Origin of the sequence: Bradyrhizobium sp. SRS-191, from assembly GCF_024586915.1 — a bacterium.
Lineage (GTDB): Bacteria > Pseudomonadota > Alphaproteobacteria > Rhizobiales > Xanthobacteraceae > Bradyrhizobium.
Genome location: NZ_JANBVS010000005.1, coordinates 310643 through 335047 on the forward strand (window position 1 = coordinate 310643; position 24405 = coordinate 335047).

Annotated in this window: 21 protein-coding genes; 11 read left to right on the forward strand and 10 right to left on the reverse strand. The window is 66.6% G+C overall.

Translation table 11 applies throughout. From position 1 onward, the window contains the following. Positions 1 to 36: 36 nt before the first annotated feature. Complete coding sequence (gene purB, locus NLR35_RS12230; RefSeq protein ID WP_257166780.1) at positions 37 to 1344, forward strand: adenylosuccinate lyase; 1308 nt, start codon at positions 37 to 39, stop codon at positions 1342 to 1344. A 5-nt stretch (positions 1345 to 1349) separates the two neighbouring features. On the opposite strand, the gene NLR35_RS12235 is transcribed toward purB, so the two are convergent. Together NLR35_RS12235 and NLR35_RS12240 are read right to left on the reverse strand one after the other, a co-directional pair. Beyond that, entirely contained in the window at positions 1350 to 3788 is a 2439-nt protein-coding gene (locus tag NLR35_RS12235; protein WP_257166781.1) for a DUF2235 domain-containing protein, read from the reverse strand. Between the two features lie 145 nt (positions 3789 to 3933). Further along, positions 3934 to 4698 carry a hypothetical protein gene (locus NLR35_RS12240; RefSeq protein ID WP_257166782.1) on the reverse strand — a complete coding sequence of 255 codons (765 nt, stop codon included), beginning with the start codon at positions 4696 to 4698 and terminating at the stop codon, positions 3934 to 3936. 347 nt (positions 4699 to 5045) lie between these two features. Between NLR35_RS12240 and NLR35_RS12245 the strand changes: the two genes are divergently transcribed. Next, positions 5046 to 5588: a cytochrome b gene (locus NLR35_RS12245; RefSeq protein WP_308773841.1), complete on the forward strand. Its 543-nt coding sequence runs from the start codon at positions 5046 to 5048 to the stop codon at positions 5586 to 5588. A 233-nt stretch (positions 5589 to 5821) separates the two neighbouring features. Here NLR35_RS12245 and ftsH read toward each other — a convergent pair whose 3' ends face one another. Together ftsH and NLR35_RS12255 are read right to left on the reverse strand one after the other, a co-directional pair. Then, a complete protein-coding gene (ftsH, locus tag NLR35_RS12250; protein WP_257166784.1) occupies positions 5822 to 7669 on the reverse strand; it encodes an ATP-dependent zinc metalloprotease FtsH in 1848 nt (615 codons plus the stop codon). Positions 7670 to 7733: 64 nt separating this feature from the next. Beyond that, positions 7734 to 8711 (reverse strand): lipid kinase, encoded by a 978-nt coding sequence (locus NLR35_RS12255; RefSeq protein WP_257166785.1) that lies wholly within the window; start codon positions 8709 to 8711, stop codon positions 7734 to 7736. 608 nt (positions 8712 to 9319) lie between these two features. Here NLR35_RS12255 and NLR35_RS12260 point away from each other — a divergent pair. The 6 genes from NLR35_RS12260 (at position 9320) to NLR35_RS12285 (ending at position 16007) form a co-directional block, all read left to right on the forward strand. Continuing rightward, complete coding sequence (locus NLR35_RS12260) at positions 9320 to 10297, forward strand: TerC family protein (protein WP_257166786.1); 978 nt, start codon at positions 9320 to 9322, stop codon at positions 10295 to 10297. Positions 10298 to 10315: 18 nt separating this feature from the next. After that, a complete protein-coding gene (locus NLR35_RS12265) occupies positions 10316 to 11266 on the forward strand; it encodes an exopolysaccharide biosynthesis protein (RefSeq protein ID WP_257166787.1) in 951 nt (316 codons plus the stop codon). A 203-nt stretch (positions 11267 to 11469) separates the two neighbouring features. After that, complete coding sequence (locus tag NLR35_RS12270; protein WP_257166788.1) at positions 11470 to 13209, forward strand: CYTH and CHAD domain-containing protein; 1740 nt, start codon at positions 11470 to 11472, stop codon at positions 13207 to 13209. 98 nt (positions 13210 to 13307) lie between these two features. Next, positions 13308 to 13520: a zinc-ribbon domain-containing protein gene (locus NLR35_RS12275; RefSeq protein ID WP_257166789.1), complete on the forward strand. Its 213-nt coding sequence runs from the start codon at positions 13308 to 13310 to the stop codon at positions 13518 to 13520. Positions 13521 to 13715: 195 nt separating this feature from the next. Next, the gene (locus NLR35_RS12280) at positions 13716 to 14888 is read left to right on the forward strand and encodes a M20 aminoacylase family protein (protein WP_257166790.1); all 1173 of its coding nucleotides are present in this window, start codon (positions 13716 to 13718) and stop codon (positions 14886 to 14888) included. 225 nt (positions 14889 to 15113) lie between these two features. Beyond that, entirely contained in the window at positions 15114 to 16007 is an 894-nt protein-coding gene (locus tag NLR35_RS12285) for a DMT family transporter (protein WP_257166791.1), read from the forward strand. Here NLR35_RS12285 and NLR35_RS12290 read toward each other — a convergent pair. The 6 genes from NLR35_RS12290 to rpiA all read right to left on the reverse strand — a co-directional run bounded on the left by NLR35_RS12290 (position 16004) and on the right by rpiA (position 21602). Further along, complete coding sequence (locus NLR35_RS12290; protein ID WP_257166792.1) at positions 16004 to 17017, reverse strand: NAD(P)-dependent alcohol dehydrogenase; 1014 nt, start codon at positions 17015 to 17017, stop codon at positions 16004 to 16006. The two genes, NLR35_RS12285 and NLR35_RS12290, sit on opposite strands and share 4 nt — an antisense overlap. A gap of 128 nt (positions 17018 to 17145) precedes the next feature. Beyond that, positions 17146 to 17280 (reverse strand): hypothetical protein, encoded by a 135-nt coding sequence (locus NLR35_RS12295; protein ID WP_257166793.1) that lies wholly within the window; start codon positions 17278 to 17280, stop codon positions 17146 to 17148. 285 nt (positions 17281 to 17565) lie between these two features. After that, positions 17566 to 18465, reverse strand: a complete 900-nt coding sequence (locus NLR35_RS12300; protein ID WP_257166855.1) for an HWE histidine kinase domain-containing protein — start codon at positions 18463 to 18465, stop codon at positions 17566 to 17568. 452 nt (positions 18466 to 18917) lie between these two features. Beyond that, complete coding sequence (gor, locus tag NLR35_RS12305; protein ID WP_257166794.1) at positions 18918 to 20303, reverse strand: glutathione-disulfide reductase; 1386 nt, start codon at positions 20301 to 20303, stop codon at positions 18918 to 18920. Between the two features lie 30 nt (positions 20304 to 20333). Further along, positions 20334 to 20861, reverse strand: coding sequence for a DUF2059 domain-containing protein (locus tag NLR35_RS12310; protein WP_257166795.1), 528 nt, complete (start codon positions 20859 to 20861; stop codon positions 20334 to 20336). A gap of 48 nt (positions 20862 to 20909) precedes the next feature. Beyond that, positions 20910 to 21602: a ribose-5-phosphate isomerase RpiA gene (gene rpiA / locus NLR35_RS12315; protein ID WP_257166856.1), complete on the reverse strand. Its 693-nt coding sequence runs from the start codon at positions 21600 to 21602 to the stop codon at positions 20910 to 20912. A 181-nt stretch (positions 21603 to 21783) separates the two neighbouring features. Here rpiA and NLR35_RS12320 point away from each other — a divergent pair, with 181 nt between their 5' ends. The 3 genes from NLR35_RS12320 (at position 21784) to moaA (ending at position 24381) form a co-directional block, all read left to right on the forward strand. Beyond that, entirely contained in the window at positions 21784 to 22470 is a 687-nt protein-coding gene (locus NLR35_RS12320) for an HAD hydrolase-like protein (protein WP_257166796.1), read from the forward strand. Between the two features lie 248 nt (positions 22471 to 22718). Beyond that, on the forward strand, positions 22719 to 23201 hold the full coding sequence (locus tag NLR35_RS12325; RefSeq protein ID WP_257166857.1) for a hypothetical protein: 483 nt from the start codon (positions 22719 to 22721) through the stop codon (positions 23199 to 23201). A gap of 148 nt (positions 23202 to 23349) precedes the next feature. Beyond that, the gene (gene moaA / locus NLR35_RS12330) at positions 23350 to 24381 is read left to right on the forward strand and encodes a GTP 3',8-cyclase MoaA (RefSeq protein WP_257166797.1); all 1032 of its coding nucleotides are present in this window, start codon (positions 23350 to 23352) and stop codon (positions 24379 to 24381) included. Positions 24382 to 24405: the final 24 nt, after the last annotated feature.

Sequence of the window (24405 nt, forward strand, 5' to 3'; positions counted from 1 at the left end):
TCCCGCCCACCTTCCCTCCCGCCTGGAGAGCCGTCGATGATCCCCCGCTATTCCCGTCCCGAAATGGCCTCGATCTGGGACCCGCAGACCCGGTTCAAGATCTGGTTCGAGATCGAGGCGCATGCGGCGGACGCGCTGGCGGAGCTCGGCACGATCCCGAAGGACGCCGCCAAGACGATCTGGGCCAAGGCCAAGGACGCCACCTTCGACGTCGCCCGCATCGACGAGATCGAGCGCGAGACCAAGCACGACGTCATCGCCTTCCTCACCCATCTCGCCGAGATCGTCGGCCCCGAGGCGCGCTTCGTGCACCAGGGCATGACGTCCTCGGACGTGCTCGATACCTGCCTCAACGTCCAGCTGACCCGCGCCGCCGACCTGCTGCTCGCCGATCTCGACCGCGTGCTGGCCGCGCTGAAGACACGCGCCTTCGAGCACAAGATGACGCCGACCATCGGCCGCTCGCACGGCATCCACGCCGAGCCGGTCACCTTCGGCCTCAAGCTCGCTTATGCCTATGCGGAATTCACGCGCGCCCGCGAGCGTCTGGTCGCCGCCCGCAAGGAGGTCGCGACCTGCGCCATTTCCGGCGCGGTCGGCACCTTCGCCCAGATCGATCCGCGCGTGGAGGAGCACGTCGCCAAGGCGATGGGGCTGACGCCGGAGCCGGTCTCGACCCAGGTCATCCCGCGCGACCGCCACGCGATGTTCTTCGCCACCCTCGGCGTCATCGCCTCCTCGGTCGAGCGCCTCGCCACCGAGGTCCGCCATCTGCAGCGCACCGAAGTGCTGGAAGCCGAAGAGTTCTTCTCCGAGGGCCAGAAGGGCTCGTCGGCGATGCCGCACAAGCGCAACCCGGTGCTGTCGGAGAACCTCACCGGCCTCGCCCGCATGGTGCGCGCCTATGTGACGCCGGCGATGGAGAACGTCGTGCTCTGGCACGAGCGCGACATCTCGCACTCCTCGGTCGAGCGCATGATCGGACCCGACGCCACCGTCACGCTCGATTTCGCGCTGGTGCGCCTCGCCGGCCTGATCGAGAAGCTCTTGGTCTACCCGGCCAACATGGAGAAGAACCTCGACAAGCTCGGCGGCCTCGTTCACTCGCAGCGCCTGCTGATTGCGCTGACCCAGAAAGGCGCGAGCCGCGAGGACTCCTACAAGCTCGTCCAGCGCAACGCGATGCCGGTGTGGCGCGGCGAAGGCGACTTCCGCACCTTGCTGAAGGCGGATGCCGACGTGAAGAAGTACCTGAGCGATGCCGAGATCGACGAGCAGTTCGACCTCGGCTACCACCTCAAGCACGTCGACACGATCTTCAAGCGCGTGTTCGGGGCGGCGTGAGCCGCCTACTGCTCCGTGGCCTTCCGCTGCAATGACACCGCGGCACTGCCGTGGTTGTTGTCGTAGAACGCGTGCCAATACCGCGGCACGAAGATCGAGGTGTCGTTGACATAGACGAACACCTCGCCGTCGCTGCGGGCGGTGAACTCGGCCGACCAGCGGTTGGCGTTGGCCGGATCCTGCTTGAAGTCAGGCAGGTGCTCCTCCAGCCCCGTGCCTCCGACCCGGACGATCGGCGCAAACCAGTTCGACCACATCAGCCGCTTGTACGGGGTACCCAGCGCCTGTAGCAGCGTTCCATGTCGAAAGCCTGCGGGTGATGCCGGAATGCTTGCATCCGACCACGGCGTGGTCACGTCGAGCGTGATCACATAGGTCTCGTCCTGGGTGACGTTCAGCCCGGTCGCGTAGCAGAGCTGCTTGGTCTCGAAGCCGTTCTTGTAGCGCACGCTCTTCCTGGCCTCGACCGGCGTATCGCCGACCTCGATGCCCTCGCCCGTGCCCTTGCAGAACAGGCCGAGCGTGTTTGCTGTGCCGAAGGCGAGCCACCAGAACAGCCACCACATGATGGCGGTTGGAAAGATCCAGTGCGTCAGGACATAAAAGAACGCCTTGTAGATGCCGAGCCGACGCAGCCGGTAGACCGCGCTGCGCCAGCCGCTGAGCGCCGGATGGGCGTGAGGCTCGTGCCAGGCGATGCGCGCGACGTCGCGCAGCCCCTGCTGCAGGCTCGAGCCCCAGAAGCTCAGGACGGCGAGCAGAGCAACACCGATCAGAACGAAGCCGGTGCCGTCGCGAAACGCCACGAACCAGGGATCGAGCACCTTGGGCAGGAATGACGCCGCGGCGTTGACGATCGGATTCACATACGGACCGAACATCTCGTGGCCGAAGCGCGGGGCATAGATCACGAACAGCGGAATCGACGCCACGAACAGCAGCGCGAACATGGTGGAGAAGTAGACCACGCGCCGCAGCCACACCCAGTTCCAGACGTCGTCCTGCACCTTGGAGCGCGCGGCGCCCGGATCCGCCGGGTGCAGGGCATCGACCGGCGTGTCGGTCGCATCGGTGACGCGATAGGTCTTCGGCACCACCACCGGAACGTAACGATCGGTGCCCGATGTGATGCGCTCGAACACGGTGCGATGGATGGTCGCCTTCGGCGGCGGCAGCGCCGTCTGCGGCATGCTGGGGTGCAGGTCGGCGAGAATCTCGGCCTGCGGATCGGGCTGCTTCCTGATCATGCGCCAGACGCGCTTGACGTCGGCGCGAAACGACAATTTGTACGGCGGCGCCGCATAGATCTCGAGCAGATTGCGCGGCTTGTAGCGATAATAGGCCGCGAGGCCCTCGCGCGAGTTGTTGAGCTTGTCGTTCGGATCGATCTCGGGGTCGTAGAGCAGCCTGCGCCGCTCGTCGAGATAGACGAGGCCGTACGCCATCGCGCGATCGAGCATCCAGTCGAGCGTCACATAGGACAGGCCGTCGCGCGGATAGCCGCCGCCGATGTCGGAATGCACCCCGGTGAACCAGACCTGGCTGATGCGCTCGCGATCACGCGGCGGCAGGTCGGTGCGCAGCCGCGGCGCCGGCTCGGAGAGCTTCGCCGCCTCGCTGCGCGGATCATGGTCGACGTCGAACAGCCAATCGGTCTTGTCGGGCCTGCCTTTGACGACGGCGCGGGCGCGCACATAGCGCTCGTCCCAGATCACCGGCCGGAACGCATCGCGCTCCTCCTCCAGCGCCAGCGCGTGGCAGGCGCGATGAATCTTGGCGCTCATGAACCGGTCCGGCATCGAGAGCGGCCACACCCAGTAGTCGATGGCCCGGATCATTTCCTCGATCGGCCCGCCATAGGCGTCGACCGTGTCCCAGATCCCGACGAAGTGAACGCTCTCCACCTCGATCGGCGGCGGTTCAGGCGCCAGACCGCGCCAGCTGCGGAGCTCGCGGATTCCCCAGTCGCGAATGCCACGCAGATCGAGGCCGATCTTACCGAGATATTTGAGAACGCCGCTGGTGTAGCGCCGGCGGTAGCGGCGATAGGCGTCGGCGGCGAAACGCGCCAGGTCGGCCTCGTTGTTGTTGTAGTCGATCAGACCCTGCCCTGCGATCATCGCCGCGACGATGCGGATCGTGAAGGCGCCGCGGCTGAAGCCGAAGCAGTAGATGCGATCACCGGGACGGTAGTTGCGGCAGCAGAAGCTGTACAGCGCGATCACGTTGCGCTTCAGGCCGAAGCCGAAAATGCCGCCGAGCGCGGCGAACAGCTTGAAGGACGATGTGCCGACGCCGTCGTCGTAAAACGCGATCTGCCGGTCGGGATCACGCAGGTCCAGCAGCTGGAACAGCCGCCAGACGTTGGTCTTGAACACGGCCTTGGCGCTGTTGCCGGTCCCATCCGACAGCAGCACGATGTTCTTTCCCGCGGTCCCGGACATGAGGCCCCCCGACCCAAATGCCAAAGCACCTCAGCTTGGAAGCCAATTGCAGGAAAAGCAAGCTACAATCTCTGCACGAGCGCATCGGTGCTGCATCGAGCAGCGGGGAGTTAAACCGGGAACGCCGCCGCGGGCGGACACCGCTTCAGTCCGCCTCCTCGCATTTGTCCTGCTTGACCTTGAACATCTTCCGGAACTGGGTCTCGAGCGCGCTCCGCATCGCCTCCGTCTTCTGGGCGCCGGTGTTGCGGAGGTTGTAATTCACAGCGCAATTGGTCCAGCCGAAATTGACCAGATAGATCCGCATGCGCTCCGGCCCGTCCGCCTTCTGCGCCTCGGCGGCGTAGCGGGCGACGCAGGCCTTCGGACTGGCGTTGTCGGCGCAGCCCTGATCGACGGCCTGGCGAAACATCTGCTGCAGGTCGGTCTTGCCCTCGATCGCGTCGACGAAGCGCACGCAGGCGGCGGCGGGCTGATAGTCGCGCAGCGCCGCGGGAGTCTTGAAGCCGCGGGTCTGTGCCAGCTCGAAATCGCAACTGTCCTTCAGCTCCGCGATCCTGGCGCGGCGGTAGTCGTCGACACCGGGCAATGCGATGAACTCCAGCCGCGCGGCGGCGTCGAGCGTGGCCTTGCAGGCGCGGTCGATCTTGTCGGGATCGAGCGCCGCGACCGCCTTCGGCTCGAACGCCGGCAACGTGCCCGGCGAGTCGAAATCGGACGGGCCGAACAGCAGCCGCACGGTGTTGCGCAGCCGCGTCTCGTCCTGCTTGGCAGGATCGTACCGGACCGTGAAACGGCAGCCACTGTCCCAGGACATCGTCCGCTCGGCGGCGCCGGCGCCCGCGCAGCCGAGCGCGACGGCGGCAAGCGCCAAGCGTGAGGCCCATCCGGTCCAGCTTCCTCGCGTCATGGCAATCCTCGCAGGTGGCCTATGCCAGCATCCTACCGCGTCCCCGCGCCAAGGCTAGCCCGCGCCGCGTACCATCGGCAGCGTGACGTCATCACGCTTGATGCGATGGTGACAGACGGCGGGTGGGATATGCAGCACGCTCAGCGCCGGCAGCACGTCAGCGAAGAAGATGTGCCGGTCTTCCCGGGCGCGCGCGACACCGCCCCAGCCGGTGTCGTGTTTCTGATCATGAACGAGAAGGCCCCCTCTGCCGTCGTTGAGCTAGCCGGCGGTCATCGATTTGTGAGCCCACGCCGGTGCAGGTCCGGGCTATGGAGCGCGCGTTGCGCGACCATGGAGGCCTGCACGTGCCGTCGACCGAGACCACCTACGATCCCCTGCTGCGATGGATTCACTGGGCCACTGCGCTGCTGTTCATTGCCGCCATGCTGATCGGGCTCTATTGCGGGCTGCAGCCGGCGGGGACGTCGCCGCGCCGCGAACTGCTGGAGATCCACAAATCGCTCGGGATCACGCTGTTTCTGCTGGCGCTGCTCCGCGTGATCGTGAGGGCGCGAACCATGGCGCCGCCCGCGCCTGCAACGTTCAGCGCCATCGTCCGCGCGCTGTCTCAGCTCAATCATTGGGCGCTCTATGCGCTGCTGCTGATCATGCCGATCACCGGCTACATGTTCTCGTCGGCCGGTGGCTATTCGCTGCGCTATTTCGGGACCTTCAGCTGGCCGCGTTTGTTCGCCGGCGACAAGGCTATCGCCCATGCCGGCGAGATCACGCACGATACGCTGGCTTATGTCGTGTATCTCGTCGTCGGCCTGCACATCGCGGCGACGCTCTGGCACGAGTTCGTCAAGAAGGACGAGACCTTGGCCCGGATGTGGCCGCGGCGGTGAGCCTGGCTGCGGCTGCGGGCTGAGACCAGCGGTCGAGGGATCGAGCTCCCACCTCGTCAATACGAAGATTTGCGCGGAGTTGCCGTAGGGTGGGCAAAGCGGCCGCCGTCAGGCGGCAGCGTGCCCACCGTCGTGCGGCCAAGCGAGCGGACAGACGGTGGGCACGGCGCCACCGCGACCTCGTACGCCGAGAGGCCGCGGCTGCGCCTTTGCCCACCCTACGCCGTCATGAGCTACATCGGCTGCGCCGCCGCCACGAGATCGCCGGCGCGCTGGTCCTTTTTCAACAATGCCGCGAGCTCGGTCTCGTCGAGCGTCTCCTTGACGAGCAGCCGGCGCGCGGCGCGCTCGAGCACGTCGCGCTTGTCCTGAAGCAGCTTCCGGGTGCGCTCCAGCGAGGCCGTCACGATCTCCCGCACCTCGGCGTCGATGGCGTCTCCCGCCGCCTCGCCATACTCGGCGCTGCGCGAGGCGCCGGGCGCGAGGAACGACTGGTTGTCGCGCTCATAGGCGACCGAGCCCAACTGCTCCGACATGCCGTAGCGCGTCACCATCGAGCGCGCGATGTCGGTGACGCGGCGCAGATCGTCCGCGGCCCCCGTCGACAGATGGCCGTAGACCACGAGCTCCGCGGCGCGGCCGCCGAGCAGCACCGCCATCTTGTTTTCGAGCTCCTCGCGGGTCATCAGGAAGCGGTCCTCGGTCGGGCGCTGGATGGTGTAGCCGAGCGCGCCGACGCCGCGCGGAATGATCGAGACCTTGTGCACGGGATCGGTGCCCGGCAGGCTCATCGCGACGATCGCATGCCCCATCTCGTGATAGGCGACGATCTCGCGCTCCCTGGGATTGAGCAGCCGGTTGCGCTTCTCCAGGCCCGCCACGATGCGCTCGATCGCGTTGTTGAAATCGTCGAGCGTCACTTCATTGGCGCCGCGCCGCGTCGCCAGCAAGGTCGCCTCGTTGACCAGGTTGGCGAGATCAGCGCCGGTGAAGCCCGGCGTCAGCGCCGCGACCTTCTCCGGGTCGACGTCGGCCGCGAGCTTGGCCTTCTTCAGATGCACGTTCAGGATCTGGATACGGCCCGGCTTGTCCGGACGATCGACCAGCACTTGGCGGTCGAAACGGCCGGCGCGCAGCAGCGCGGGATCGAGGATCTCCGGCCGGTTGGTCGCCGCCAGCAGCACGAGGCCTGTCGAAGAATCGAAGCCGTCGAGCTCGACCAGCAGCTGGTTCAGCGTCTGCTCCTTCTCGTCATGGCCGCCGGCGAACGGACCCATGCCGCGGGCACGTCCGAGCGCGTCGAGCTCATCGATGAAGATGATGGCCGGCGCTTTTGCCCGCGCCTGCTCGAACAGGTCGCGGACGCGCGCGGCACCGACGCCGACGAACATCTCGACGAACTCCGAGCCCGAGATCGAGAAGAACGGCACGCCGGCCTCGCCGGCCACAGCTTTCGCCAGCAGCGTCTTGCCGGTGCCGGGCGGGCCGACCAGCAGCACGCCCTTGGGCATGCGGCCGCCGAGCCGGCCATAGGATTTGGGGTCCTTCAGGAAGGACACGATTTCGCGCAGCTCGTCCTTGGCCTCGTCGACCCCGGCGACATCGTCGAAGCGAACGCCGGTGTTGGCCTCGACATAGACCTTGGCCTTGCTCTTGCCGATCTGCATCAGGCCGCCGCCGAGTCCGCCGGCGCCCCCCATCATCCGCCGCGACAGGAAGTACCAGACGCCGAAGAACAGCGCGATCGGCATGACCAGCGAGAGGATGTCGCCCAAAATGTTGCTCTCGACGCGGCCGGTGAAGGTCACGTTGGCCTTGGCGAGCTCTTTCGCGAACTCCTGATCGACGCGGGTGGTCGCGAACCGCGTCTGGCCGCCGGGCAGCGGCTCCTTCAAGGTGCCTTCGAGATAGTTCTCGGAGACGCCGACCTCCTTCACCTTGCCGGCTGACAGCAGGTCCTGAAACTGGCTGTAGGGAATGACGGCGACCTGGCGATAGCTCGTCCACGCATTGTGGATCATCATCGCGACGAAGATCGCGACAACAGCGTACCAGAGATTGAAGCGGGTCTGCTTGGTCATGAGTCTCTCAACATGTGATCAGTCGAAACGAGCGGCCGCAAAGTGCGGATCAAGCGGCTTGCCGTCAGGTGCCCGCCTGCCCTTCGGGCTTGGTTGCGGCCTTGGCTTCGGACTTGGGCACGAAGACGGTGACGGCGCGCGGCAATACGCGGAAGCGTGCCGGTGTGAAGGTGACGAGCTCGCCATCGGCATTGATCGGGCGCGGCCGGCGGGTGCGGATCTCGAACGACGTATCGCGCGAGGCGCGGACCTCCTGCCACAGGCTGTGCCGGCCCTTGCGGAAGTCATAGGCCATCGCCAGCAGCTTCCAGACGCGGCCGATCTCGAGCGAATAGAGATCGAGATGGGAATCATCGATCTCCGCGCGATGATCGACCGCCATGCCGCCGCCATAGTAGCGGCCGTTACCGACTGCGATCTGAAGGGTCTTCACGCGCACCGCGCCATCCGACGACACGATCATCGCGCGGAACGGCCGCGCGTTGGTCAGGACCTTCAGCGCGGTGATGGCATAGCCGAGCCGGCCGAACCGGCGCTTCGTCTCCTTCGTCAATTGCCGCGCGAGCTCGGCGGAGAGCCCGAGGCTGGCGACGTTGAAGAACGGATGGCCGTTGACGTCGCCGAGATCGATCTCGCGACGATGGCCGGCGGTGATCACGTCGGCCGCGGCCTCCATGTCCTGAGGCAGGCCAAGCGTGCGCGCGAGATCATTGGCGGTGCCGGCAGGGATGATACCAAGCGGCAGGCCGGTCTTCACCAGCGCTGGAGCTGCCGCATTGAGGCTGCCGTCGCCGCCGGCGATGACGACCGCCTCGGCGTCATCAGCATGCGCCTCAATCCACGGCGCCACCTCGCGCGGACTGTGCGGAGCCGAGATGACGAGATCATAGCCCGCAGCGCCGAGCCGCGACACGGCGACACCGGCCGCCTCGCCGCCGGAGCGGCTGCCGCGGTTGAGGATCATCAGCAGCCGGCGCGTCGTCACGCCCTGACGCGGTGGAGGCGCCTTCGCGATCGATATCTGGTCGTCCCCCGCGCTCACGCCTTGCCCCCGTACACAATATACCAGCCGCCGCGGACCATTCCGCGCGGGTTCCATAGAAAGGCGCGAGCCGCCGTGCGGGTTCCATCACGATCGCAGCCGCGGCGGGCTTGATCCGGCAACCGCCGGGCCGCGTGGCGGAGCATGTCGGAATGCAAGGGTCGGGAGCGGAAGCGGCGAAGATTGATAGTTGCAAGCGACGCGTGTGACCGCATCTCGTCAAACTCCCAAGAGAGACAGACCCGAGGACCTCCCGGCAGCGCTCCGGAGAGCGATACCGGTGAGCGGCATCTGTCATGAAAGAGAGTCCGACATCATAGCCGTGCAAACACCTTTGCAGACTATCAGAGGGGCCCGGATCTCCGGCCCCCTGGAATTAGTTCGCGGCCGAATGGCTGCAAGGCAGCAGACACTCTGTCGCACCTCGCGTTCATCTTGCTCGTTCATCTTGCTGAACATGACGCGAACGACGGGGGTCTTGAAAACCGTCCGGGAGACACCTACGTCCTTCGCACCCCCCTGGTCCGGGCCCCTCTGGTGAAGCTGCCGGTGCGCTCACGATGTCGGACCTGACATCAATCTCACCGGCCTGATTAAGAGGACCCGTCGTGGAATTCCTGTTCATCGCGTTTGCCGGCAAGCCCCTCTGGATGTGGCTCGCCTTTCTCGCAATCGTGCTCGCCCTGCTCGTGTTCGACCTCGGCATCGTCCATCGCAAGACGCGCGCAATCTCGGTGCGCGAAAGCCTCGTGATGAGCGCCGTCTACATCATGCTCGCGCTCGTGTTCGGCGCATGGGTGTGGTGGCAGCTCGGAGCCGAGGCCGGCACGGCCTATCTCACCGCATTCACGATCGAGAAGGCCCTGGCGATGGACAATGTGTTCGTCATCGCCATGATCTTCAGCTACTTCGCGATCCCGCGCGCCTATCAGCATCGCGTGCTGTTCTGGGGCATCGTCGGCGTGATCGTGCTGCGCGCGATCATGATCGGACTCGGTGCCGCGATCGTCGCCCAGGCGAGCTGGGTGCTCTATGTATTCGCGCTGTTCCTGGTCGCTACCGGCGTCAAGATGCTGGTGTTCAAGGACAAGCCGCATGATGTCGGCGCCAATCCGGCGCTCAACTGGATGCGCCGCCGCTTCGACGTGACGGACCGCCTGCACGAAGAGCGCTTCTTCGTGCGTCAGCCTGACGCGAGCGGCAAGATGACCTGGTTCATGACGCCCCTCTTCCTGGCGCTGATCCTGATCGAGTTCGCCGACGTCATCTTCGCCGTCGACAGCGTGCCCGCGATCTTCGCGATCTCGACCGACCCGTTCGTGGTCTACACCTCGAACATCTTCGCGATCCTGGGCCTGCGCGCGCTGTACTTTGCGCTGGCCGCGATGGTCGACCGATTCCAGTATCTGAAGCTGGCGCTGGCTGCGGTGCTGATCTTCATCGGCTCGAAGATCTTCCTGGCCGATCTGCTCGGGTTGGAAAAATTTCCCCCCGCGCTGTCGCTCGGCATCACCTTCGGCCTGCTCGGCGCCGGCATCGCCTACTCGCTGTGGAAGACCCGTCCGGCGGTCGAGCAGGTGAAGTGAGAAGCGAGAGGTCGCGGCGTGGCAGAGGATATCGCATCCAATGACGAGACCTTGCCGGGGCCGCGCCGGCACAACGGTCCGATCAGCCGGCGGCTGCTCGCGATCGCGCGCACGGTGCGTTCGGAGGAGCCGTCGGTCGGCGAGTTGTTCGACCGGCTGGAGTCCGAAGGACTCGGCCTGACGCTGCTGCTGCTGACGATCCCGGCGCTGATCCCGCTGCCGGGGCCGTTCGGCATGGTGTTCGGCACCTTCGTCGCATTGGTCGCGTTGCAGATCCTGTTCGGTGCCGAGCGGCTGTGGCTGCCGCAAACGCTGCGACAGCGTCCGGTGCCGCAGCGGCTGCTGCGCAAGGTGATCCGCGCCGGGCTCGACTGGGCGGGCTATGCCGAGCGCGGCCTGCGCGAGGACCGGCTGGTCTGGCTGACCGGCCGCACCGCACGCATGGTCCTGGCCCTGCCGCTGCTGCTGATGGCCGTCACGATCATTCTTCCGATTCCGATGGGCAATGTGATGCCGGCGCTGGCGCTGATCGCCGCCTCGATCGGCTTCATGGCCGGCGACGGGCTGGCGGTGCTGCTGTCGATGCTGATTGCCGCGGCCGCCGTGGTCTGGACCGCAGTGCTACTCTATACCGGCGCGGCCGCGGCGGACTATGCCGCCACGCTGCTGGCGCGTCTCGCCGTCGAGCTGCGGACGATGCTGGCGAGCATCGGCGTCGATCTCGGCTTCGCAGCCGGTGTTTCGACCGTGTTTGCGGTCGCCACGGGCCTCATCGCTCTCGCCTTCTGGGTTCAGACGATCCGCCACACGCGCGGCCGGCGCGCGTCCGTCGATCCCGCATTGGACCCGCGCGAGCGCTCTCGCGCGATCGCGCGCCGCAGCCGAGGCCTCGTCACGGCGGCAAGCCTGGCGACCGCGGCCGCGGCGATCCTCATCGCAACGCGGCTGATGTTGACCGGATGGATCTGAGGTTCCGGGGAGCGGACATATTTTGGTGAGCGGCGTCGGTCGCAGCGCTCGACACTTGTCATTGAACTCGCAATAAAAAATGCGAGTGAAGAGGTGCTTGCGCGCCCGATGGGGCGGAGACCTGCAAGAATTGCCACTGTTCCGCGTGGAGTGCTGCGGCTATACCAAAGATGACTGTCATCAAACGGTTACAGAATCGACAAATGCCCGATTCCAACGCCACCGCGTCGATCCACGGCAGTGACCGTGCGCTCGGCGCGCCGGACGCCAGTGAATCCGCGAGCAGCCGCCAGAGCCGTGCCGCCGACCCGGCGTCGCAACTCGGTGAGCAGACCGTCTCGAAGCCTGCTGAGGGAGCCGCAGACAGCGACGCCGCCGCGCCGTCCCTTCCTGATCCGGAGGCCGGCACCGGTCATGAGATCGAGCTCAAGCTGCTCGTCGATCCAACGCAGCTCGCCGGCTTCAATGCCGCGGCGATCGTCGCCGCGCATGCGCGCAACAAGGGCACGCGCAAGCATCTCAAATCCGTCTACTACGATACGCCCAAGCACGCGCTGTGGAAGAACGGCTTCACCTTGCGGGTCCGCCAGACCGGCGCGCGCTTCGTCCAGACCGTGAAGGCGCAACACAGCGACGACCCGCTCAAGCGCGGCGAATGGGAAGCCAGCGTCGCTTCGCTGGAGCCGGACATGTCCCTCGCCGCGGCGCTGTTGCCCGAAGAGCTGCGCGACACCCTCACCAATGCGACGCTGCAGCCGGTGTTCACCTCCGACGTGCATCGTCACGCGCGGCTGCTCGATGTCCCCGGCGCGGTCATCGAGATCGCCTTCGACAGCGGCGTCATCAAGGCCGGCGAACACAGCGAGATCGTGAGCGAGATCGAGCTGGAACTGAAGAACGGCAATCCCGCAGCGATCTACGAGATCGCGCTGCGGCTCGCCGAGCACGGCGACGTCAGGCCATCGATCCGCAGCAAGTCCGCGCGCGGCTTCGATCTCGCCGCCGGCCGTCCGCCAGGTGCAGAGAAGCCGCGTCGGCCCAGCTTCGATCCGGCGGTGTCGCTGGACGAAGCCTTCGCCATCGTCCTGCGCGGCAGCCTGCATCATTTGTTGCAGGCCCTGCCGGCCGCCGAGGACGGCGGTGATCCGGAAGGCGTGCACCAGCTGCGCGTCGCGCTGCGCCGCCTGCGCGCCGCGCTGCACATCATGCGCCCGCTCGGCAGCTCGGCTGCGCTCGACGGCCTCGAGACGGATGCGCGCTGGCTGGCCCAGAACCTGTCTGCTGCGCGCGATCTCGACGTCTTCCTCACCCAGACACTGCCCGAGATCGCCGACGCCTGCACCATGGTCGCCGGCTTCGACACGTTGCGCGCACTCGCGGAGCGGCAGCGTGACCTCGCCTATCGCAAGCTGCGCATTGCGCTCGCCGACCGCCGCTGCACCTCGTTCGTGCTCGGACTGGGCGCGTGGATCGCAACCCGCGGCTGGCGCAACGACGTCTCGCCGGATGAGCTCGGACGGCTCGCCGGGCCGGCGGTCGATTTCGCCGGGCCCGTGCTGTCGGAGCGGCATCAGAGGGTGCTCAAGCGCGGCCGTCGTTTCAAGAAGCTGCCGGCCGAGCGCCGACACCGGCTGCGGCTGGCGCTGAAGAAGTTGCGTTACAGCATCGACTTCCTGCTGCCGCTCTATGGCCAGAGCAAGCCGGCGAAGAGATATGCGAGATCGCTCGCCGACCTGCAGGAGCAGCTCGGCCACTACAACGACATGGCCGTCACTGCCGGCGTCATCGAGACGCTCGGCACGACCTCGACGGACGCGGCGATCGCCGCCGCCGCGATCACCGGCTGGCATGCGCATGCGATGGCCGGCGTCGAAGACCCGCTGCGCGACGCGTGGCGTGGCTTCACGAAAACGCCGACACCCTGGCAACCCGAGGAAGCGTGACGCGTTGGGAGGCGTGACGCGTTGTTCGATGCGGTCGTCGACGTGTCGCATTGATCTGGTTCAAAACGCGCCTTCGCGATATGTGTCAGAGTGAACCCATGAAGATATCCAGCCTGACGTGCCCCCATTGCCACGCCGCCTATGAGATCGCGGAATCGACCTCCGCCGTGGGCGCCCCTGGCCGGGTCGATTGCGGCATCTGCGGAACGCCGCTGGCCGCATGGAGTGAGCCGAAGCTGCGGGCCTTCCGTCTGGTGGTGCCGCCGGAGCACAAATACCCCCGCGTACCGGCGCCCGCCCCGCTCGCCTGACGCCGCCGTTCCGAAATCCGGAACGTTCCGCATGATTCGAAGGGATTGACCGCGCATCGCGCATGGCGCCATCGCGGGCTGCAACTTGCCTCGCTTTTTTGACCGGGTCATAGTCCGTCATCGCGCGGTGCCGGCGGCCGGTCTGCCGCATCCACTGCAGCGTCCCGATCCAACTCAGCGAGTCATCCCCTCCTCATGCCCATCATCAACAGCATCGCCGCCTTGTCCGACGAAATGGCGGCCTGGCGCCACGACTTCCACGAAAATCCCGAACTGCTTTACGAAGTGCATCGCACCGCCGGCATCGTCGCCGACAAGCTGCGCGCCTTCGGCTGCGACGAGGTCGTCACGGGCATCGGCCGCACCGGCGTGGTCGGCGTGATCCGTGGTCGCAACTCGTCCTCCGGCAAGACCATCGGCCTGCGCGCCGACATGGACGCGCTGCCGATCGAGGAGACCTCCGGGGTGCCCTATGCGTCGAAGACGCCCGGCCTGATGCATGCCTGCGGCCATGACGGCCACACCGCGATGCTGCTCGGTGCTGCGAAGCATCTCGCCGAGACGCGCAATTTCGACGGCACCGCGATCGTGATCTTCCAGCCGGCCGAGGAAGGCGGCGCGGGCGGCAAGGCCATGGTCGACGACGGCCTGATGACGCGCTGGGGCATCCAGGAGGTCTACGGCATGCACAACATGCCCGGCGTGCCGGAAGGCCATTTCGAGATCTCGCCCGGCGCGATGCTGGCCTCGGCCGATGCCATCCACATCAAGGTCACCGGCAAGGGCGGCCATGGCGGCGCCGGCCCGCACCGGGCCATCGACAGCATCCTGATCGCCTCGCAGATCGTCAACGCGCTGCAGTCGATCGTCGCGCGCAACGTCGATCCGCTGAAGTCGGCGGTGATCTCGATCTGCTCGATCCATGGCGGCACGACGTTCAACGTGATCCCCGAAACGGTCGAGATGCTCGGCACCGTCCGTACGCTCGATCCGGAGATCCGCGACCTCGTCGAGAAGCGCATCGTCGAGGTCGCCGAGGCCACCGCACGCGCCTATGGCGGCTCGGCGGAAGCGATCTACGAGCGCAAATATCCCGTCACGATGAACCATCCGGCCCAGGCGGCCTTTGCCGCCGATGTCGCCCGCGACGTCGCAGGCAGCGAGCGCGTCAACGACCGCGCCATCCCGCTGATGGGCGGCGAGGACTTCGCCTTCATGCTCGAAGCCCGCCCCGGCGCCTTCGTCTTCATCGGCATGGGCCCCGGCAACGAGTGCCACCATCCGGGCTACCGCTTCAACGACAACATTCTCAGCGCCGGCGCGTCCTACTGGGTGAAGCTGGTCGAAAAGAGCATGCCGGCGAACTGAGCGTCGCCACGTAGGGTGGGCAAAGCGGCCGCCGTAGGCGGCTGCGTGCCCACCGTCGTGCGGCATCCGCCGCGGCATAATGGTGGGCACGGCGCCGCCACGATCTCGCGCGGCGAGACAGCACGGCCGCGCCTTTGCCCGCCCTACACACTTCGTTCGCTATCGAAACGTCTGTCTTCGCAGCGCGGCTAGGAGAGCCCATCCGTCTCCCGCCCGCGAGGCATCATGCCGCGTCGCTCCCACCTCACCCGCGATCTCGCCCTCCTGCTCGTGCTGTCCACGCTGTGGGGCGCCTCCTACACCTTCATCAAGATCGGCGTCGAGACCATCCCGCCGCTGACGCTGATCGCAGCGCGCACGCTGGTCGCCGGCCTTCTGCTCGCATCCATCATCCGCGGCCGCGGTCTGGCCTGGCCGCGCGAACCTGCGATCTGGCGGCGTTTCCTGGTCCAGGCCGGGCTCAACAGCGTCGTTCCCTTCACGCTGATCGCCTGGGCCGAGCGCACCGTCGAGGCCGGCCTCGCCACGATCCTGAACGCCACCTCGCCGATCTTCACCTTCCTGCTGACCGCGCTCGTCACCCGCCATGAGCCGGTCACCTGGCGCAAGCTCGTCGGCGTCATCGCAGGCCTCGCCGGCACCTGCCTCATCGTCGGCGTCGAGGCGCTGCAGGGGGTCGGCCAGCAATTATGGGCCCAGCTCGCGATCGTCGCCGCCACCATCTGCTACGCGGGTGCCGCGATCGTCGGAAAGGGCTTCAAGGGTCTCGACCCCATGCTGCCTGCTGCCGGCTCATTGCTGTCCGGCGCCGCGATCCTGATCCCGCTCGCGCTCGTCATCGACCATCCCTGGACGCTGGCGCCTTCGCTCCGCTCGGTGCTGGCGCTGCTCGCCCTTGCGATCATCTCGACCGCCGCCGCGATGGTGATCTACTTCCATCTGGTGCAGACCCTCGGCTCGATCGGCGCCACCGCGCAGTCCTATCTGCGGGTCCCGATCGGCGTCGCGATCGCCGTGGCCGCCCTCGGCGAGCACCTCGCGCCGACAGCCTGGATCGGCCTCGCCTGCATCGTCATCGGCGTGGTCGCGATGACGCTGCCGGCGCGCAAGCCCGGCTAACCCAGCGCAATCGCGACCTTGCCGAAATGCGCGCCGCTCGACATGTAGTGGAACGCCTCGCGCGCCTCGGTGAACGGAAACACCCGATCGACCACCGGCTTAACCTGGTGCAACGCGAGCGCGTTCGCCAGCGCCTGGAGATCGTCGACCGAGCCGACCGTCACGCCCTGCAGCCGCTGCTGCTGCATCACCATCAAGGGCAGCCGCAGTTCCGACGCCGGCGCGCCGGCGAGCACGCCGATGAAGGCGATGGTGCCGCCGATCCGGGTGGCGCGGATGGACTCGTTCAGTGTGCCGACGCCACCGACCTCGACCACGAGATCGACACCCTGCCCCGTGATCTCGCGCGCCTGCTTGCCCCAGTCCGGCGTGGTCTTGTAGTTCAGCGTCACGTCGGCGCCGAGCTCCTTCAGTCGCGCGATCTTCGCCTCGCTCGACGACGTCGCGATCACGCGGGCGCCGGCGATCTTTGCAATCTGGAGCGCGAAGATCGAGACGCCGCCGGTGCCCTGCGTCAGCACCGTCTGGCCCGGCCGGATGCCGCCGAGCTTGACGACCGCGCTCCAGGCGGTGACGCCGGCACACGGCAGGGCCGCCGCTTCGATGTCGCTGAGATGGGCAGGCGTCCTGACCAGCGCCTGCGCGGGGAAGACCCGATACTCCGTCAGCGTGCCGTCGACGGCGCCGCCGAGCGCCGCGCGCATCTTGGCTTCGCTCGGCTCCCCGCCGGTCCAGCCCTCGAAAAAGCTGCCGATGACGCGGTCGCCCCGCGCGAACGAAGCCACACCGTCGCCGACCGCCTCGACGACGCCCGCCCCGTCCGACAGCGGCACCAGCGGAAACTTCTGCTTGGAGCCGTAGCCGCCCCTGACGGTAAGAAGATCTCGATAGTTGATGCTCGCCGCATTGATCCGCACCAGCACCTCGCCGCGCGCCGGTTGCGGCACCGGCTTGTCGACCAGCGCCAGCGCATCGATCCCGCCCGGCCCCTGCAGCTCATAGCATCGCATCGGAATGTCTCCTGCCCTCAGCCCGCGCTGTTGCTTCGCGCATTGCCCACCGATGGTGGAGCGTTTCGCAGCGACGATCAAGCCGCGCCTGGTTCCGCATGGCGGACAAAAGCCGGAAGGCGCCGGGGCTAGCGGGCAGGCAAGTCTGGCCTCTGCAGTCGGCCGTCGTCGATCAAGGGCATCACGACATGGTCGAGCACGTACTCCGTTCCTACCAAGGTCATGACGATCGAAATCATCAGCAGGGCAGCCATCAGCATCATGTCGCGTCGATCCATTGAAGACATACGTCGCAGCGAACCACACGTTTCAGGCTGCCGGCGACGCGATCATATCTCGCCGATGGAACCGAGAGCGCTCTGAGGAACGGCGCAGCTCAATACACGTTCAAACCGCTGCCTCGCACTGCGGATCGCCTATGGGATGATAAGGCGCGACATCGTGGTGATCGTCGCCAATCCGCGCGGGCTCGGTCTGAGGACCGCGCTGCTCACATTCGAGATCCGCGACATCAGGCGGAACTGATCGGCACGTCCGCGCAACACGCCTTACACATCCGCCTCGAACCTGATCCGGCCGAGCAAGCCGCTGTCGCGATACTCCTGCTCGATGCTGCCGCCGATCGCGGCCAGACTCGCCCTGATCATGCGGGTGCCGAACCCCTCCCCCACCGGCTGCTCGACGACGTGGCCCGACAGCTCGCGCCAGGTCACAAGGCTGCGGCCGCCGTCCTGCGCGAGCTGCACCTCGAGCCGTCCACCATCACCGCGCAACGCGCCGTATTTGACCGCATTGGTCGCGAGCTCATGAAAAACCAGCGCGAGATTCCGCACGGCCTCTGGGCCCAGTGGGATGTCCGTCCCCTCCACCGTGACCGCGCCGGATGCGCGATAGGGCTGCAGCTCGGCCTCGAGCAGCATGCGCAGCGTCATCACGCGCTGATTGGACCAGGCGAGCGTGTTGGCGCGTGCGACGGCGTCGAGCCTGAGCGCGATCGCCTCGCCTTTCTGATGATCCTCGCCCGACAGGCTCGATCGCACGATCGACTGGAACACCGCGAGCTGATTGTTGACGCGGTGCCTGAGCTCGCCCAGCAACAGCTCGCGCGCATGCTCGTTGCGCTTGAGCTCGATCAGCGCCGCGCGACAGAGATTGGCGAGCCAGATCACGAGCGCAGACGCCGCGAGGAACGCAACGAGATTGACGACCTCCTCATGACCGGGCCGGTCGGTGAAGCCGATCAGCACGATCGCGGCCGACAGCCAAGCGGCAAAAACGGCCGCCGGCAGGCCGCCGAGCAGAGTTGCAAACAATACGGCCGGAAAGAACGGAGCATAGGCCAGGGTCGAGCCGGCGATGTCCAATCCGAAGCGGGAGGCGGCGGACACAGCGACGGCAAGAATCGTCAGCAGAAACGTGGTTGGCGACCACGGCCTGCGCCGAACAATCCAGTTTGAAAAACTCTGACCCAAGCGCACGATTGACCCCGAAATCCACCTCTATCCCCGGGTGCCCACGGGAACAAGCTGAAGGAACTGTCGATCGCGCCCGAAATTTTTGGAACCTTTTCCGAGTAGTTGCGTTTAGCCGCGCCGTTGCATCCCGCGGAACTCGTGTTGCCGTCGGACGGAAAGTGGTTCCGCTCCCACATATGCAGGCAGCCGGCGCCGCCGGGCCGCTAAAGCCGCAGATCACTCATGGCGGCGGCTTGGATGCAGGGGATCGAAGCGCCCTGCGCGAAAGGCGCCATGTAGGAGTCTTGCTTGTCACGCGCCTGCTTTCGAGCCACGCGTAGCTTGGCACCATCGAGCCTCTCGCCCGATATCCGCACACGAGAGCAACGGAGATGAACCTCTAATCGAGGGGCATCTCGTCCTAATCAGATGATAGCCTGAGTGGCCTACTCGGCCGCCTGTCGGACATGCCGCTCGGTCACCGTGCGCATCGTGACGAGTTCCTCGGCGGCGGAGGGATGCAGGGCGACGGTGGCGTCGAAGTCGGCCTTGGTCGCCTTCATCTTGATGGCGATGGCGACGGCTTGGGTGATCTCGGCGGCCATGTCGCCGACGATGTGGCAGCCGAGCACGCGGTCAGTCGCGCCGTCGACGACGAGCTTCATCAGCACGCGCGTGTCGCGGCCGGACATCGTCGCCTTGATCGGGCGGAAACTGGTCTTGTAGATATCGACGCGGTCGTAGAGCTCGCGCGCCTGGGTCTCCGTCAGACCGACGGTGCCGACCTCGGGCTGGCTGAACACGGCGGTCGGGATATCGGCATGATCGACGCGCACGGTCTTGCCGCCGAACACGGTGTCCGCGAAGGCGTGACCCTCGCGGATCGCGACCGGTGTCAGGTTGAAGCGGTGGGTGACGTCGCCGATCGCATAGATGCTCGGCACCGAGCTCTGCGAGAACGCATCGACTGCGATGCCGCCATTCCGTGGATTCATCGCGACGCCGGCCTTCTCCAGGCCCAGATTGGCGACCGCCGGATGACGGCCGATCGCGAACATCACCTTGTCGGAGGCGATGCTGGAGCCGTTCGACAGATGCGTCGTGTAGTCCTTGCCGTGCTGGTCGACGCTCTTGACCGTGCAGCCGGTCAGGATGGTGATGCCTTCCTTCTCCATCTCCGAGCGGACATGCTTACGGACATCCTCGTCGAAGCCGCGCAGGATGTTGTCGCCGCGATAGACCACGGTAACGTCGGAGCCGAAATTGGCGAAGATGCAGGCGAATTCGAGCGCGATGTAGCCGCCGCCCTGGATCACGATCCGGCGCGGCAGCTCCTCGAGGTGAAACGCCTCGTTGGAGGAGATGACGTGCTCGATGCCCGGAATCGGCGTGCCGTGATTGGGCGCGCCACCGGTCGCGATCAGGATGTATTTCGCAGTGACCGTCTCGCCGGTGCCGAGACGCACCGTGTGCGCATCCTCGATCGTCGCTCGGGTCTTGACGACGCGGGCGCCCGACTTCTCGACATTGGCGGTATAGGCCGCCTCGAGCCGCGCGATCTCCTTGTCCTTGTTGGCGATCAGCGTCTTCCAGTCGAACGAGGCCTGTGGAATCGTCCAGCCGAAGCCGGCGGCGTCGGCGATCTCCTGGCGGACATGCGAGCCGATCACGAACAGCTTCTTGGGCACGCAGCCGCGGATCACGCAGGTGCCGCCCATGCGGTATTCCTCGGCGACAACAACGCGTGCGCCATAGCCGGCCGCGATGCGGGCGGCGCGCACGCCCCCCGAGCCACCACCGATCACGAACAGGTCGACGTCGAATTCAGCCATCTCTCCCCCGACCTGTCCTTGCAACCAGCCTCAGATCGGCTTGTTGCGCTTGCGCATCTCGGCGCGGAACTGCGCGGTCACCGTATCGGAGAACTCCGCAGCCCACTGGTTCATCGACTGCATGCTCATCTGGATCGCCTTGGGCTCCGCCGCAAGCAGCTTCTGGCCGATCGGCGACTTATAGAAGGTGACGAGGTTGGCGATCTCGGCGTCGCTGAACTCGTTGCAGTAGATCTGCGCCATCTTCTCGCCGATCTCCTTTTCCTTGCCGGCATAGGTCTGCGCGACCATCACGGCGACCTCGTCGAGATCCTTCTGGTAGTTGAGATTGGACTGCAGCAGCGCCTGCTTGGTCTGCTGCACGATGCCCGGAACGGCATTGGCGTACATTGCAGCCGCATTCTTCATCGCCAGAATCTCGCGCGCGCCGGCCATGCAGGCGGCCGAGGCCGGCTTCAGTGCCGGTGCCTGGGCCTGCGCCTGCGCGGCAGCCGGACTGGCCGAAGCCAGAGCCAGCACGACGCCGGCGGCCGGCAAGATTCTGAACACGCTCTTCATTCCAAGTCTCCTGTGAGATTGCGGCCCAAAGCGCAGGTCGTGCTGCGCTCAAGGCCGCTGGATAACGCGAATTCCCTGTGCGCCTGCCAGGATCGCCGTGCTGCCGAGGCCGATGAACAGCCCGTGCTCCACCACGCCCGGAATTGCGCTCAAAAGGCCCGCCAGACGCGGGGGATCCTCGATCTCCCCCAGGCGAACATCGACAATCCAGTGGCCGCCATCGGTGACGAAAACGTGGCCATCTGCGGACTTGCGCAAGCTCATTGGCCCGGACACGCCGGCCTTGACGAAGGCTTCGCTGATCTCGCGCTGCGTCGCGGCGAGGCCGAACGGGATCACCTCGATCGGCAGCGGGAATCGGCCGAGCCGGCTGACCCATTTGCTCTCGTCGGCGATCACGATCATGCGACCAGAGGCGCTGGCGACGATCTTCTCGCGCAGCAGCGCGCCGCCGCCGCCCTTGATCAGATCGAGCGCCGGATTGATCTCGTCGGCGCCATCGATGGTGATGTCGAGCCGGTCGATCTCGTCGAGCGTGGTCAGCGGCACGCCGCAGGCCTCGGCCTGCGCCCGCGTGGCTTCCGAGGTCGGCACGCCGACGATCTTCATCCCGGCCCGCACCTTCTCGCCGAGCAGGTCGACGAAATGCTTGGCGGTCGAGCCGGTGCCGAGGCCGAGCCGCATGCCGCTCTCGACCTCCTCCAGCGCGCGCGCCGCCGCCTGCCGTTTCAGTGCGTCCATATCGACCAAGACACCCGCCCCTCGGATGGACCCCCACCGGGCGGGGGCCGAAAACCGGCGCATATCTAGCGGTGTTTTGCCGCAAGGCCTAGCTCTTGCTGGCTCCCCACGGTCACGAAATCGGACAAAAAGCTGGTCCAGCCCTCTTGCAAGGGCGAGGGCTGCCCGGTAGCGGATACCGATGCCCATCTCCAGCACCATCGTCTTCGATCTCGACGGCACCCTGGTCGACACGGCGCCGGACCTCATCAACGCGTTGAACCATATCCTGCAGCGCGAAGGGCTGCGGCCGGTTCCGCTGGCCTCCGCCCGCAAGATGATCGGGCATGGCGCACGCAAGCTGCTGGAGCGCGGCCTCGAAGCCGAGGGCCGCTTCGCCAGCCCTTCGGACATGGACCGCCTCACGGCCGATTTCATCGCCTTTTACGCCGAGAACATCGCGATCGAATCACGCCCGTTCGAGGGGCTGGAGGCGGCGCTCGACGAGCTCGCCGGCCGCGGCTGCCAGTTTGCGGTCTGCACCAACAAGCTGGAATGGCTGTCCAAGCGCCTGCTCGACCAGCTCGGACTCACCTCCCGCTTCGCCGCGATCTGCGGCGCGGACACCTTCGGCGTCGCCAAGCCCGATCCCGTGATCCTGCGTCAGACCATCGCACAGGCCGGCGGCGAGATCGGCGCCGCGATCATGGTCGGCGATGCCGGAACCGATGTCGGCGCCGCGCGCCGGGCCGGTGTGCCGGTGATCGGCTGCACCTTCGGCTACACCGACGTGCCCATCGCGGAGCTCAACCCTGACCACCTGATCGACCACATGCGTGAGTTGCCGGCCGCGGTCGCCGCTCTCGGACCGTCGCTCAAGATCGGCTGAGCGGAGCGCGGCCGGGACGGCGAGGTCGCGGCGGGCCTCCCCCGGGTCGAGAGCCGCCCCGCGAGCTTGGGATTCCACAGCCGCATCCCGCTCTAACCGTCTGTCCCCGCAACAAAAAGACACACGATCCGGAGTCTCAACGTTCTGTTGAGAATAGGGTTGACCGCAGTTGCGCCGCTGTTCTGACGCTCCTATGGTCGCCTTGGGATTGCGGCCGATGGCCGCAGGGTTGTGGGGCGGACATCATGATGCGGCGTGTCATCGCAATTGCGGTTGCGGGAGCCGGCTTGGCCGGTTGCTCGTCCTTCTCCATGGACAGCTTCAAGATGGCGGCGCCGGAGGTTCCCGTGCAGCTCGAGTCCGTGCCGCCCGGTGCCGAGGCCAAGACGTCGATGGGGCAGTCCTGCCGGACCCCCTGCACGGTCCAGGTGCCGGCGCCCGATGCCGGCTTCAGCGTCACCTTCACGATGGATAAATACCTGCCGGCGACGGTCCCGGTGCAGGTGATCCGCAACTCCGGCGATTTCAACTCGTCGCCGCCGGTGGTGATGGATCCAAACCCGGTCGTGGCCGAGCTGCAGCCGGCGCCGGGCGCGCCGCCGAAGGCCGTCAAGCACATGCGGCCGAAGAAGCCAAAGCCGCAGAAAGCCGCGGCAGCGCCGGCCGCCGCCGCGCCCGCGACGACCGGGTCTGCGTTCCCCGCCCCGATTCCCGGCGCCGCCCGCCAATAGGCCTCCTTCGCGTGCAGCGCAGCAACGACGGCGCGGCCTCCGCGATTGTGAGCCGCGCGGATCATGATTAGATTGCCTTGTAACTGACATCCGGCCGTGCGCTTCACGCGGTCGCCGCGTGGCATCGCCGCCATCTGCAAGGCCTTCCATGACCGCTGAGACGTCTGACGACACCGCCCTGACGCGCCCGATGACCGACCCGTTCGGCCGTCGCATCAGCTATCTGCGCGTCTCCGTGACCGATCGCTGCGATCTGCGCTGCTTCTACTGCATGTCCGAGGACATGACCTTCCTGCCGAAGGCCGACCTGCTGACACTCGAAGAACTCGACCGGCTCTGCTCGGCCTTCATCCACAAGGGCGTGAAGAAGCTCAGGCTGACCGGCGGCGAGCCGCTAGTCCGGCGCAACGTCATGGGCCTGGTGCGGTCGCTGTCGCGGCATCTCAGGAGCGGTGCGCTCAACGAGCTGACGATGACGACCAATGCGACCCAGCTCGCCAAATATGCGTCCGAGCTCGCTGATTGCGGCGTCCGCCGCATCAACGTCTCGCTCGACACGCTCGATGCCGACAAGTTCCGCACCATCACCCGCTGGGGCGATCTCGACCGCGTGCTCGCCGGCATCGACGCCGCGCAGGCCGCCGGCATCGCGGTGAAGATCAACGCCGTCGCGCTCAAGAGCATGAACGAGGACGAGATCCCCTCGCTGATCGACTGGGCGCACGGCAAGGGCATGGCGCTGACCTTGATCGAGGTGATGCCGATGGGCGAGATCGGCGAAGGCCGCATCGACCAGTATCTGCCGCTGTCGCTGCTGCGCAGCCGCCTCGCCCAGAAATACACGATGACCGATCTCGACGAGACCACCGGCGGCCCCGCCCGCTATGTCCGCGTCGCCGAGACCGGCGGCACGATCGGCTTCATCACGCCGATGACGCATAATTTCTGCGAGAGCTGCAACCGCGTGCGCGTCACCTGCACCGGCACCTTGCACACCTGCCTCGGCCACGAGGATGCGTCCGACCTGCGCAAGCCGTTGCGGGCGTCGGCCAGCGACGAGCAGTTGAGCGATGCGATCGACCGCGCCATCGGCCTCAAGCCGAAGGGCCACGATTTCATCATCGACCGCCGCCACAACCGGCCGAGCGTCAGCCGGCACATGAGCGTGACCGGCGGCTGATCGCAGTCGTCAACGCCCAAGGCC